10 protein-coding genes and 1 pseudogene are annotated in these 13,570 nt (G+C 39.4%); 6 read left to right on the top strand and 5 right to left on the bottom strand.

The genetic code is table 11. The annotated features are described in order from the left end of the window. The first annotated feature begins 60 nt into the window (after positions 1–60). Both lolA1 and FDK13_RS06320 read left to right on the top strand, forming a co-directional pair. Entirely contained in the window at positions 61–711 is a 651-nt protein-coding gene (lolA1, locus tag FDK13_RS06325; RefSeq protein ID WP_137339136.1) for an outer membrane lipoprotein periplasmic chaperone LolA1, read from the top strand. Positions 712–953: 242 nt separating this feature from the next. After that, positions 954–1,787: a mechanosensitive ion channel family protein gene (locus tag FDK13_RS06320; RefSeq protein ID WP_229215922.1), complete on the top strand. Its 834-nt coding sequence runs from the start codon at positions 954–956 to the stop codon at positions 1,785–1,787. 367 nt (positions 1,788–2,154) lie between these two features. Here the strand turns inward: FDK13_RS06320 and ahcY are convergent, their stop codons facing one another. The 5 genes and pseudogenes from ahcY to FDK13_RS06295 form a co-directional block, all read right to left on the bottom strand. Continuing rightward, positions 2,155–3,471 carry an adenosylhomocysteinase gene (ahcY, locus tag FDK13_RS06315; protein WP_137339134.1) on the bottom strand — a complete coding sequence of 439 codons (1,317 nt, stop codon included), beginning with the start codon at positions 3,469–3,471 and terminating at the stop codon, positions 2,155–2,157. A 370-nt stretch (positions 3,472–3,841) separates the two neighbouring features. Beyond that, the gene (locus FDK13_RS06310) at positions 3,842–4,432 is read right to left on the bottom strand and encodes a carboxymuconolactone decarboxylase family protein (RefSeq protein ID WP_137339133.1); all 591 of its coding nucleotides are present in this window, start codon (positions 4,430–4,432) and stop codon (positions 3,842–3,844) included. Between the two features lie 88 nt (positions 4,433–4,520). Continuing rightward, complete coding sequence (locus FDK13_RS06305) at positions 4,521–5,072, bottom strand: peroxiredoxin (RefSeq protein WP_090332927.1); 552 nt, start codon at positions 5,070–5,072, stop codon at positions 4,521–4,523. 228 nt (positions 5,073–5,300) lie between these two features. Further along, positions 5,301–5,749: pseudogene (locus tag FDK13_RS36565) on the bottom strand (PIN domain-containing protein). Between the two features lie 275 nt (positions 5,750–6,024). Next, positions 6,025–7,332: a UDP-N-acetylmuramoyl-tripeptide--D-alanyl-D-alanine ligase gene (locus tag FDK13_RS06295; RefSeq protein WP_137339132.1), complete on the bottom strand. Its 1,308-nt coding sequence runs from the start codon at positions 7,330–7,332 to the stop codon at positions 6,025–6,027. 137 nt (positions 7,333–7,469) lie between these two features. On the opposite strand from FDK13_RS06295, the gene FDK13_RS06290 reads away from it, so the two are divergent. From FDK13_RS06290 to FDK13_RS06275, 4 genes are all read left to right on the top strand, one after another. Then, positions 7,470–9,695 carry a T9SS type A sorting domain-containing protein gene (locus tag FDK13_RS06290; RefSeq protein WP_137339131.1) on the top strand — a complete coding sequence of 742 codons (2,226 nt, stop codon included), beginning with the start codon at positions 7,470–7,472 and terminating at the stop codon, positions 9,693–9,695. A gap of 271 nt (positions 9,696–9,966) precedes the next feature. Continuing rightward, positions 9,967–11,049 (top strand): L-rhamnose/proton symporter RhaT, encoded by a 1,083-nt coding sequence (gene rhaT / locus FDK13_RS06285; protein ID WP_137339130.1) that lies wholly within the window; start codon positions 9,967–9,969, stop codon positions 11,047–11,049. Positions 11,050–11,063: 14 nt separating this feature from the next. Beyond that, the gene (locus FDK13_RS06280) at positions 11,064–12,317 is read left to right on the top strand and encodes a DUF6786 family protein (protein ID WP_137339129.1); all 1,254 of its coding nucleotides are present in this window, start codon (positions 11,064–11,066) and stop codon (positions 12,315–12,317) included. 48 nt (positions 12,318–12,365) lie between these two features. Continuing rightward, entirely contained in the window at positions 12,366–13,535 is a 1,170-nt protein-coding gene (locus tag FDK13_RS06275) for an FG-GAP repeat domain-containing protein (protein ID WP_137339128.1), read from the top strand. The last annotated feature ends 35 nt before the right edge of the window (positions 13,536–13,570 follow it).

The following is a 13,570-nucleotide window of genomic DNA, read 5'->3' as shown; positions in this document are numbered from 1 at the left end:
CGTACCGTATAAACCTGGCATACTTTTTAGAGAAACTAGTTTAGAATTAAATTAATAATTATGAAAAGATTAAGAATAATCTCATTTGTGCTTTCCACCATTGTATTTTCAACAACTTTGTTAACAACGGTACAAGCCCAGGGAGATAAAAAATCGACTGCTATTTTGGATGCGATGAGCAATAAGTATCAGAAAATAAAATCTTTTAAAGCTATTTTTACTTATACGCCCGATGGAGGAAAGTCTCTGAAAGGTGACGCCACAGTGAAAGGCACAAAATTTCGTCTGAAAATGGCAGGACAGGAAATTTTCAATGATGGTAAGTTGATGGCTACGTATATCAAGGAAACAAATGAAGTGAATCTTCAGGATTTTGATCCTTCGGCTGGTGGTGATCTTGACCCAACAAGAATTTATTCTGCTTATAAAAAAGGATTCAAATATGCTTTTTTGCAGGAAAGGAAAGAAGGGGCGCAGACGTTTGATGTGGTTGAGTTAACTTCAACAGGTAAAAATAGTCAGGTTGATAAAGTTCAGATTCAGGTCAATAAGGCTGATAATTCAATTAACAGCTGGAAAATATTCCAAAAGAACGGGCAGAAAGTGACGTATAAAGTGGAACAGTTTCAGCCAGATGTGGCTGTCGCCGACAATTTTTTCACTTTCAACGCAAAACAATTTCCAGGTGTTGAAGTGGTGGATTTAAGATAATCCCTGCCTTCAAATTCACAGAATAGATTTTTAACGGGAGAATAGAGCTGGAGAGTTCTATTCTCTTTTTTTTGCTATTCAAAAAAGAATACAATTAATTAATTTTTCAAAAACGGAAAGCATCGTGCAACATTTGTAGCGTAACTTTGTTTTAAGTTAATAGTACAGGTGACGGGGAGTTTTTCTCTGAATCCTTAAATTTTTGAGTATAGTACATGTTATTTCTTCAAATTTCGAAAATAGTGAACCCGATTTTCTCAAAATTGGACAAATGGTTTGACCTCGGTATAGGATTCGTACCGAACATAATTATTGCTATTTTATTGTTGGTGATATTTCGTTATTTGGCAGGATATGGTGGTCGTTTGATGTCAAAGGGTTTAAGCAGAGCGTCTCATAATGAAGCTTTGGTCAGCCTTATTTCTTCACTGACCCGCATTATCATCATTACAACCGGTTTGTTTTTTGCGCTGGGAATTCTGGGGCTTGACAAAACCGTTACGTCGTTAGTTGCCGGTGCAGGAGTGTTGGCATTAGCAGTCGGTTTTGCGTTTCAGGATTTAACTACCAATTTCATTTCAGGCGCTTTTATAGCAATACAGCGTCCGATTAAAGTGGGAGATATTATTGAAACAAATGGTTTTACAGGCAAAGTAAAGTCTATTAACCTCCGTTCAGTAATCATTGATAATCTTGCCGGACAGCAAATTGAAATTCCAAGCAAGGATATTTTCCAAAAGCCGATCACCAATTTTACATATTCCGGCGAAAGACGTGTGCAGGTTGAATGCGGGATTTCATTCACAGAAGATCTTGTGCTGATTGAAAAAATAAGCCTTCAGGCCATTCAGTCGCTAGGGTTCCTAAGCTCTACCCGGCAGGTTGATTTTAGTTATACCAAATTTGGTACAAGCACCATTGATTTTCAAGTACAGTTTTGGATCGATCAGATGAAAATAGGCCCGGGATCAGCAAAAAGTGAAGCAATTAAAGCGTTGAAAACTACTTTTGATATTCATGGAATTTCGATTCCAATTCGTGCTGCGGAAGTTGTAGGGGAGGTTAAAAAGGAATAATCAGAGGATTTTTGATTGGAAATAAGAAATATCCCAAGCAGGATTATATCACCCTACGCGGGTCGCCCTTTCAGGGTTTTCCCCTGATCAGTATCTGGTATTTCCATAATAATATCATTCCTTCGGGATTTTAGCTAAATAGATAGCTTTTGATGATAAGAAATTTAGGAAATGGTTTCTGCGTATAATTGCAGTATAATAATCCCAAAGGGATGGCATTATTATAGAAATGCCAGATACCGATTCGAGGAAAAACCCTGAAAGGGTGACATAATAACTTCTCAAACTCACTCTGATTTAAATCAAAAATCCCGGCCCAGGAAAAATTTCCGAGCCGGGATTTAAAACTAAAAACTAATACCTAAAATTAATATCTGTAAGTATCGGCTTTGTAAGGACCTTCAGTTGGAACACCGATGTAAGCAGCCTGCTCGTCAGAAAGCGTTTCAAGTTTTGCACCAACGTGAGCAAGGTGGAAAGCAGCTACTTTTTCATCCAAAGATTTTGGAAGAACGTAAACCTTTTTCTCGTAAGCAGCCGTGTTGGTCCAAAGTTCGATCTGAGCAAGAGTCTGGTTTGAGAATGAGCATGACATCACGAAAGATGGGTGACCCATTGCACAACCCAAGTTAACCAAACGACCTTCTGCTAGAATGATAATATCTTTTCCTTCAACAGAATAAATATCAACCTGTGGTTTGATCTGAGATTTTGATGCGCCATAGGTTCCGTTCAACCAAGCCATATCGATTTCGTTATCGAAGTGACCGATGTTACAAACAACCGCTTTGTCACGCATTTTAAGAAAATGACGATCTGTGATGATCTTGTAGTTTCCAGTTGCAGTTACAAAGATATTAGCGCGAGTTGCAGCCTCATCCATAGTTACCACTTCGAAACCATCCATTGCAGCCTGAAGCGCGCAGATTGGATCGATCTCAGTAACTAAAACACGGCATCCTGCTCCACGAAGAGATTCAGCAGAACCTTTTCCTACATCACCATAACCTGCTACTACGGCAACTTTACCGGCAAGCATCAAGTCAGTTGCACGACGGATTGAATCTACAAGAGATTCGCGGCAACCGTATTTGTTATCAAATTTAGATTTAGTAACCGAGTCATTTACGTTGATTGCAGGCAAATGAAGCGTACCATTTTTAAGACGATCGTATAGACGAAGAACACCCGTTGTAGTTTCTTCCGAAAGACCTTTAATACCTTCGATCAATTCAGGGAACTGGTCAAATACCATGTTGGTAAGGTCACCACCGTCATCAAGGATCATGTTCAATGGCTTGCGATCTTCACCGAAGAAAAGAGTTTGTTCGATACACCAGTTGAATTCTTCCTCGTTCATACCTTTCCACGCGTAAACAGGAATACCCGCCGCTGCGATTGCCGCCGCTGCGTGATCTTGTGTAGAGAAAATGTTACATGATGACCAGGTAACTTCTGCACCCAAAGCTGTAAGTGTTTCGATCAAGACAGCAGTCTGGATCGTCATGTGAAGACAACCAGCAACACGTGCACCTTTCAAAGGTTGTGATGGTCCGTATTCAGCGCGGATTGACATAAGTCCAGGCATTTCAGCCTCTGCCAATGTAATTTCTTTGCGACCCCATTCGGCCAGCGTTATGTCTTTAACCTTGTAAGGAATGTACGTTTCTGTTGACGTTGCCATTTTCTATTTAGATTTTGTTGTCAATTTAATAATACAAAATTAAGTAGAAAAACCATCAGGATTAATATTTGTAGATGTTTATTGGGGTTTTGATTTAAAAATCAGATATTCTATCTATAAACGGAGTAGATTAATAAATTTTGAAGCAATTGAAGGGGTTTCAGCCTGAAAGTGTAGATATTTTGTCTAGTGACTTGAAAAAATCGTTAAAATCTGGTTGTCCGGGCTTTTAGGAATCCTGTTACGGAATTTGTTAATTACATTGATAATCAGACAAATATTCCGTTTGAAAAAAAAGTAAAGCGTCGCCTTTCGAGCAACGCTTCTATATATAAAACATCAACCGGCTTGCGCCAAATTGACAGTAAAATTAAATAAGAACGGTAAAACTTTTAAAAATCGCACCGATGCGGACTGCGTCAAAAATGCGGGCCTGAGTCCCGCCATGATTTAATACCGACTGTTCATGAGAAGTTACGCACATTTCACAACCATTAAGTGCTGAAACAACAAGGCTCAACAATTCAAAAAATTCTTTGCCAAGCACAGGATTAACCATAATGCTCATTTTAATTCCGGCAGGAGCGTTGTTGTAAAATTCCTTGTCCATAAAGTGTCTGAAACGATAGAATACGTTATTGGCATTCATCAAAGACACACAGGCAGTCACTTCTGCAAGTTCTTTTTCGTCGGCACTTTCTGCGATAGCAAGTTCTTCGATAGCAGAAATAAGCGCGGTATTTTTCTCATTAATAGCAACGGAAAGAGCAATTAACAAAGCTTCTTTACGGTTGATGTTTTGAGATTTTAAAACGTTACCGATATTGATTTTCAAATCTTTAAGGTAACGGTGATCTAATGCTGCCAGCTTGTTGATTAGCACGCTTTCAAATTCGGCAGGCAAATTGATTTCTTTATACAGAGAATCTTTCGTATTCCCTGTGGCTGCAAATGGATACATTTTAGTAGGATTGGAGGTGGAGAAAAATGAGCCAGGTTTTGTTTACCTGGCTCATTTTCTTGAATTTGACTTAACTTATATTTTGAAATTAAGCTAATGTAGCTTCTCCTTTAACCCAGTTGCAAGGGCAAAGTTCGTCAGTTTGCAAAGCATCTAATACACGAAGAACTTCGTCAACATTACGTCCAACTGAAAGATCATTGATACATACCCAACGAATGATTCCTTGTGGATCAACGATGTAAGTTGCGCGGTAAGCGATTTTTTCGTTGGCTTCAAGAATTCCTAGTTCTTCTGCAAGAGACTTAGAAGTATCAGCAAGCATAGGGAATTGAAGATCACGAAGATCATCATGGTTTTTTCTCCATGCCAAGTGAACATTTTCGCTGTCTGTTGAAGCACCGATAAGGATTGCATCACGATCAGCAAAATCAGAAGTTTTTTTGTTGAATTCAGCAATTTCAGTAGGACAAACAAAAGTGAAATCTTTTGGCCACCAGAACATTACCATCCATTTTTCAGCGTTGATATGATCTTCAGAAGTGATATCGTAAAATTCATTTCCTTTTTCAAGAGAAACTACCGAGATTTTTTTGAATTCAGGGAATTTTGATCCAACGGATACAATTGTATTTTTCATTGTTGTTACTGTTTCTTTGGTTTGTACTATTTCTGGTTACAAAACTAGTCACAACAGTAACCCAAGGCAAGATTTACCATGGTACAATTCAAAGTAATGCTTGAATTAAATAAATGAATTTATGTTTTCTATTGAAAAAGTGGTGTCTATAAATTTTGTCTATATATCTATAAATTTGTACTATATAATTATCTTAATAAATTAAGTAATTATACTATATTAAGAAAGTTATTCAGAATTTTGAATATCTAACTTTTCGTAAAGTTCTTGTGTACTTATTAATCGATTGAATCCGCGACTTTTTAAATGAGAAGACAACTGTTTATCTCCGGTCCAGAGTAAACCGTTTTTTTGCAGGGTTAGCGCTACAAATGCGATATCATTACTGTCTACGCCGGAAGTAAGCCGATCAGCTTCAATCCAGAATTCTTCTTCAATGATAGATTTATTTATAAAATCAACCTGTTTGATGATTTCATAGAAAAGTGCAGTCGTTTTTCTTCTGTTAGTTTGGAAAATTTTAAAATTTTGGGCTGATGCTTGAACATTTCAGCAATCGTATAGTAGCAGCTGATACGATTTATTTCAGGTAGGGGACTAAAAAGAATTTCGGCTATTTTATTATTGGGAGAAATGCAGGCACTGAATAATATGTTGGTATCAATGATGATAATCATCTTATAAAACGGCTACGATTCAGATTCTACCAATTTTTATTGGCTTCCCGTGCAAGTTCCGAAGCCTGCTCTTCCGTCCCTTTATTTTCGGAAACGATTTCCAAGACGTTGATATAATCAATCAGTTTTGGACAGCGCTCATATTGATTGAACTGCTGGCTTTAATGATAATATCCTGATTTTGACGTTCAATGATCATAATTTTCTTTTTATCAAATATACTAAGAAAAACCAATGCTGTCAAAACCAGGTGAATTCGTTTTTTTGTCTAAAAACTACTGCGCCATCACACTCAACACCGACTCCAAAGCCATTCCTCTTGAACCTTTGATTAGAATCAACGTTTCATGCTGCGGGTTGTCCATCACCCAGTTATGCAACGAGAATTTATCAGGAAAATAGTAAGCTTTCGGTAATGCTGGTAAAGCTGCCTGCATGTGTTTTCCTGTAAGAATGACCAGGTCAAACTTCGCATCCGCCACCAGTTTACCTAATGCTAAATGTTCTTCCTCAGAAGCATCTCCAAGCTCAAACATATCGCCCAGAATGACCATTTTATGCTTGGCTTCCATGTTAGCAAAGTTGGTAATTGCCGCGGCCATGGAAGATGGATTTGCATTATACGCATCCATAATGACCGTATTGCTTCCGCGTTTTACAATTTGAGAGCGGTTATTATCCGGCTGATAATTAGCCACTGCTTCGTAAGCATCGTCGTCGGTTACGCCAAAATGATTTCCAACAGCTATTGCTGCGCACATGTTATCAAAATTATATTGTCCCGGGATATGTGTGGTAACGATTTTTCCTTTATTTCCTTCAAAAGTAACGACCGGACTTTCCTGAATTAATTTTGGATTTACCGGACTGCTTTCTGTACAATAAAAAACAATTTCACCAAATGCACGTCGCTTGCTGACCATTTCCATGACGGGCTCATTTTCCACATTGACGAAAACGGTTCCTTTCTTTTTCGATAAGTAATCCAAAAGTTCGCCTTTGCCTTTTAGAATTCCCTTAATACCACCAAAACCTTCCAAATGTGCCTTCCCGATATTGGTGATCAAACCATGCGTAGGCTGCGCGATGCTGCTCAGTAATGCAATTTCTTCCTGATGATTTGCGCCCATTTCTACAACCGCCATTTCGTATTTTGCCGCATCAATAGCGAGTAATGTTAAAGGTACGCCTATGTGGTTATTAAGATTTCCTTTCGTTGCGTAGGTTTTGTATTTCATGGATAAAACTTTGGAAATCAATTCCTTGGTAGTTGTTTTTCCGTTTGATCCGGTCAGGGCAATTACAGGAAAAGTAAAAGTTTTTCGGTGATGCCTTGCCAAATCCTGAAGAGCTGTCAATACATTTTCAACCAATAAAAATTTACTATCCGCTGCCACATCCGGATTATCGACAACCGCATAAGCCGCTCCTTTTTTTAGTGCCTCGGCTGCATATGTATTGCCATCGAAATTATCTCCTTTTAAAGCAAAAAAGATACAGCCCGGCGTGATTTGGCGTGTATCTGTGCTGATTGCATGGCCTTTAAGGTAAATGTCGTAAAGCTGTTCAAGAGAGGTATGCATATAAATGATCTGACTTTGTAAAATCTATAAATAAAGTTTGAAGGTTCCGCTCAATCAAATGCTTTGTAATTTCGTTACGTTTACGAGCTTAATGTTGGCCGGATTGACTGACAAAATTAATAGATTATTATTCAACGATGCGTACGAAATTTACCTGCCTCTTATTCTTTATATTTTTTACATTCTTTCTTTCGGAAAGCCATGCACAGCAATCATGGTTTAAACTGGACACGGTGACGGTACTTTCGTCTGGCGGAAAGGCCTTGTTAAATCCATGGGCGGGCGGTTTGAATGCTTCTCAGATTACCAAAATGGATCTGAACGGAGATGGAACGGAAGATTTGGTGGTTTTTGAAAGAACAAGTGGTGATTTGTCAACCTTTTTGGCTTCAACCGATCCGACAAATGCTCAGAAAAAAGTCTATCTCCATGCGCCTTCCTATGAATATCTTTTTCCGAAAATCGATAACTGGCTGATATTAAATGATTATAATGGTGACGGTCTGAAAGATCTTTTCACTTATACTGCGCTGGGAATTACGGTTTACAAGCAAGTAAAAAACGGTTCGACCTGGTCATGGCAACTGGCAAAAGATGCGTTATATACGGATGGATTATCAGGAAATGTAAACCTTCAGGTATCGAGCCAGGATATTCCGGGCATTACGGATATTGACGGTGACGGCGATCTGGACGTGATCACTTTTGATTATTCAGGTGTTTACATTGAGCTGCACCAGAACATGAGCATAGAGCGTTATGGTATTCCGGATAGTTTGGTGTACAAAAGAAATGGAGTTTGCTGGGGAAATTTTCACAAGGGTGACGGTGAAGATTTTGTGCTTGGCGAGGATTGTGGTGTGGTTGGTAATCCTGATGCAAATCGTATTTTACACCAGGGAAACTCAATTATGCTTCACGATTTGGATGGTGATGGAAAAAAAGATCTACTGGTAGGGCACATCAGTAATGACCATATGTCTTTTTTGAAAAATACAGGCGAAAACCTGATTGCCAGTTTTTCAAGTTTTACACATATTTATCCGCCTGCCGAGCCAATCGTTTTCTATATTTTTCCATCTGCTTATTATGAAGATGTTGATTTTGATGGCGTAAAAGATTTGATCGCAGCGCCAAATGTGTCTAATAATGATGGGAATCTGATGGATTTTAAATCGTCCAACTGGTATTATCACAATGCCGGTACGAGCGAAAATGCAAATTTTAAACTGGTACAAAAAAATTTCCTTCAGGATCAGATGCTGGACGTTGGGGAAAATGCAACGCCGTCTTTTTATGATATTGATGGTGATGGCGATCTTGACATGATTGTTGGAACGGGCGGGACGCGTGACGGAAACAATTTCAGGGGACAATTATGGCTTTTGAAAAATACCGGAACTAAGCAAGCTCCGGCTTTCGAAATTTCTTCGGATAATTATCTGAATATTCCTGCAGTGCTGGATATGTACAATTTGAAAACCCAGTGGGCAGATTTCAACGGCGACGGCGTTCCGGATCTGGGATTTGCCGGTACAACGATCAAAGGCCTGGAATACCGTTATATTCCGAATAAAGGAGGATTAAATGAGCCGGCACAATTAAATGTTGCCGATATGCTCACGATCACGATGCCCGTTGAATCGCAGATTACGGATTATCCTTATTTCTATGATACTGATGGTGATGGTGATCTGGATCTGGTTGTTGGGAAACCGCAGGGAAATATCAGTTATTATCAAAATACGGGAACAAACAAACTTCCGGTTTTATCACTTGTTACCGAAACGTTCGCAGGAATTACGCTAAATTATGAAGGCAGAAATGTTCAGTTGTCCGTTGCCGATGTGGACCTTGATGGAAAGCCGGACCTGGTGACCGTAGATTTTTCGGGAAAATTGAAAATATTTCACTCTGCCGACTGGGGAAAATGGACTCAGCGTGAAAGCCTTTTGATTGATCACAATGGCCTGGGGACAGATCCTCTTTTTGGCGGATATTTATACGCTACCGTCGCTGATTACAATGGTGACGGAAAGCCGGATGTTGCCATTGGGAATAGTACCGGAGGAATCCGTCTTCTTCAAAATATTTTACCTATCAGCATAACGCCAGTAGAGCCGCCGGTTGAGCAAAGTGTAAAAGTGTATCCGAATCCGGCCGGGGAATACATTAAAGTGCTCTCCACAGAAAATGCTTCGTTAACCGTTTTTAATGTAGCAGGCCAGGCCATTCAATCCAATATTATGGTAAGAGCAAATGTTGAAAAGGAAATTGTTACGGCAAAATGGACACCGGGCCTTTATGTTTTTGAACTTCAAACCAGCCGTTCACGGATTACCAAGAAAATCGTAATTCGTTGATTTCGTCCGGAAACCGGAAATTGCTATGTTAAATTATTACCAAAAAAATAGCTGAAAATTATAAAATTGCTCGTGAAAGAGTAAATACCAGCACTCAATTACTTAGGAGGTAGTGTCCATAGAATTATTTAATTTATAATTCAAAAAGACGTATTTCGAGCAGTACGGTACAGGATGCGCTATCTCTGTACCTATGGCAACTTACGGGTTAAATGCATAGCTGGTCATTTGCCGGATATCTTAACCACTGATCATTAAACCCTAAAACCTCATGCAGGCACTTCTTGGTGTACTTTTTCATTTTATTGGCGGTTTTGCTTCCGGCAGTTTTTATATCCCTTACAAAAAAGTTAAAGGTTGGGCGTGGGAAACTTACTGGATCGTAGGTGGATTGTTTTCCTGGTTGATCGTTCCGCCGCTTGCTGCTTATCTTACCATTCCGGGTTATACAGAAATTATCGCGCATACAAATGGCGGCGTTTTATTTCTGACCTACTTTTTTGGTGTGCTTTGGGGAATTGGTGGTTTGACTTACGGTCTCGGTGTGAGATATTTGGGTGTATCGCTGGGTAGTTCTATTATCCTGGGTTTATGTTCAGTTTTTGGTGCGTTGATTCCATCCGTTTATTATGAATTTAATCCGAAAACCGGTAAAGATTCCATTTCTGATCTTATCAATAGTAATTGGGGACAAATGGTTTTGCTTGGGTTACTGGTCTGCGTGATTGGTATTATTATCTGCGGAAAAGCCGGTGCAATGAAAGACAATGACCTGAAAAAAAGCGGCATTATTTCAGAAAGTAATACTGAATTTAAGATTGGATTAGGGCTGACCGTTTCCATTATTTCAGGTGTATTGAGCGCTTGTTTTGCCTTTGGAATTGATGCAGGAAAAGTGATGGCAGAAGAAGCAAATGCCACTTGGCAGGCCGCAAATCCGGGACAGGGAAATTTTCTTTTCCAGAATAATGTAACCTATATTGTGATTTTACTCGGCGGTTTGACCACCAATTTTATATGGTGTATGCTCCTGAATGCACGTAACAAAACTTTCAATAACTATACCGACAAAAGTACGCCGCTTCTTTCAAACTATGTTTTTTCTGCACTTGCCGGTACAACCTGGTTTCTTCAGTTTTTCTTTTATGGTATGGGAGAAAGTAAACTGGGAAATGGAGCAAGTTCGTGGATTCTGCATATGGCCTTTATCATTTTAATTGCCAATACTTGGGGTTTGGTTTTAAATGAATGGAAAGGTGTTGCCAAAAAAACGCTGACAACCATTGTAGCGGGGATTCTGGTTATTGTCTTGTCCGTTTTGATCGTGGGTTACGGTAATTATTTGCATGAATAATCTGGTCTTGTGAAATGATCCTGACAAATAAAATTTCAATTTATATCATTATTGTGCTGACGGCCATGGCTTGTCAGGAGAAAAAAAATAAGCAGGAAAATAGCGTGGAAGAAAATACAGCAAGCCAGGAAGGTACCTTTGGGTATGACCTGGCTTTTTTGAAAAAATATAAACAGGTTATCGTTTTAAAATCTCCGGATGATGAGAAATCCCAGGCGATTGTTGTAGCAGATTATCAGGGAAGAGTGATGACGAGTACAGCTTCCGGGGATTCAGGAAACAGTTATGGCTGGTTAAATTATGCGTTGATCAAAAGTGGTGAAAATAAGCCTCATTTCAACGCTTTGGGAGGTGAAGACCGATTCTGGTTTTCTCCCGAAGGCGGGCAGTTTTCCGTTTATTTCAAAAAAGGAAAATCATTTGTTTACGAAAACTGGCAAACGCCGGCCGTAATTGATTCTGAGCCGTTTGATGTTGTTTCGTCTGATTCTTCGTCGGTTAGATTCAAGAAGAAAACTACGCTTGAAAATAATATCGGAACCAAGTTTGACGTAATAATTGAACGTCAGGTTAAAATGATCAGCAAATCTGAAATCAAAACTCGGCTTTTTGTTCAGGATTTTGATAAGATAAAAACCACTGGTTATACTTCTGAAAATGCGGTAACAAATCTTGGTGAAGACTGGAAACGGGAAACGGGCGCATTGGGAATCTGGATTTTGGGGATGTTCAAACCGTCGCCAAAAACGACGATTGTTGCCCCTTTTTCAAAAAGCAATTCAGAAAAACCATTACTGACTTCCAATTATTTTGGAAATATTCCTGATGATCGGTTGATAGTAAAAGATTCCGCCGTGTTTTTGAAAGCGGATGGAAAATTCAGAAGTAAAATTGGTTTATCGCCAAAATCTGCCAGAAATATTGCCGGAAGTTATGATGCCGAAAAAGGTATTTTGACGATCATTCTGTATGATTTAGACCCGAAAGGGGAATATCTCAAATCAACCTGGGAATTACATAAGGACCCTTTTGGAGGAGATGCGCTCAATGCTTACAACGACGGACCGCTGGAAGATGGTTCTCAAATGGGACCGTTTTATGAGCTGGAATCGAATTCAAACGTTTTATTACTAAAGAAAAATGAAAAGCTGATCCATCGTCATAGCACCTTTCACTTTGAGGGAGAAAAATCAGATTTAAACAAAATAGCAAAAACAGTTTTAGGCGTTGATCTTGAATCAATTGAAAATGCATTTTCGTTAAAGTAATTTTAGTACCACACCGCAATATTCCTGACCACTTAATCACCTGAAAACATGAAATATATCAAGTACGCTCAATTATTTTGTTTTGCACAGGTTTTGCTGGCAGGAAGTTTTGTAGCCGAGGCACAAAAGAAAGTTTCCAGCGGAGTTTTCAAAAAATATGAAGTCACACCTGATTTCATAGCCGAAGGTGCCGCTATTGGTGATGTAAATAAAGACGGTAAAAAAGATATTCTTGCCGGCGCTTACTGGTTTGAAGCCCCGAACTGGACGAAACATGAGATCATGCCTGTAAAAGCTTTTTCATGGAAAGATGGATACAGTGATTCATTTCTGGATTTCAGTTCAGATGTTAATCAGGACGGTTGGGTTGATTTAATCCGGATTGATATTGCCGGAAATCCGGCGGTTTGGTATGAAAATCCTAAAAATAAAACCGGACATTGGGTCGCTAGAATAATTCATCCGTCGATCGGAAATGAGTCGCCGGTTTTTGTTGATATTGACGGAGACGGCCGCTTAGATTTACTGGCTAATGATCCTCAGAAAAAACAGGTGATCTGGCTTAGTCCGCCAAGGAAGAAGGGCGATACAGAATGGGAGAATAATATTATCAGCGGCGATGAAAAAATAGCCACAGATAAATATACCCACGGTCTGGGTTATGGTGATATCAATGGCGATGGGAAACCGGATGTTTTGGTAAAAGATGGCTGGTGGGAAGGAACGGCTGATCCCAAAAAACCGAACTGGAAATTTCACCCGGCCAATTTGAGCCAGGATTGTGCACAAATGTATGTTTACGATGTCAATCAGGATGGCTTAAATGATGTGATCAGTTCCTCGGCGCATAACTATGGAATCTGGTGGCATGAGCAGGGGAAGGACGGATCGTGGACTGAGCATGAAATCGCCAGGGACTTTTCTCAATCGCACGGACTAGGTTTTAAAGATTTAAATGGTGACGGATTTCCTGATCTGGTTACAGGAAAACGCTGGTATGCACATAACGGAGGTGATCCGGGAGCAGAGGACGCGGCCGTGACCTATTGGTATGAATTCAAACCCGGAAAAACACCAACCTGGATTACGCATAAAGTTGATAGCGAGGCTGGAGGTGGTCTGCATGTTGAAATAGAAGATATGAATAAGGACGGCCTGCCTGATTTTGTAATCGGAAATAAAAAAGGAGTTCATTATTTTGAACAGCAAAAGAAATAATTTCCTCCTACCTTTAATATACACTTCAATTCTAT

The sequence above is a fragment of the Dyadobacter frigoris genome, assembly GCF_005280585.1.
Classification (GTDB): domain Bacteria; phylum Bacteroidota; class Bacteroidia; order Cytophagales; family Spirosomataceae; genus Dyadobacter; species Dyadobacter frigoris.
Note: the sequence above shows the minus strand (reverse complement) of the source record. Positions and strands in the feature narration are given on the sequence as shown.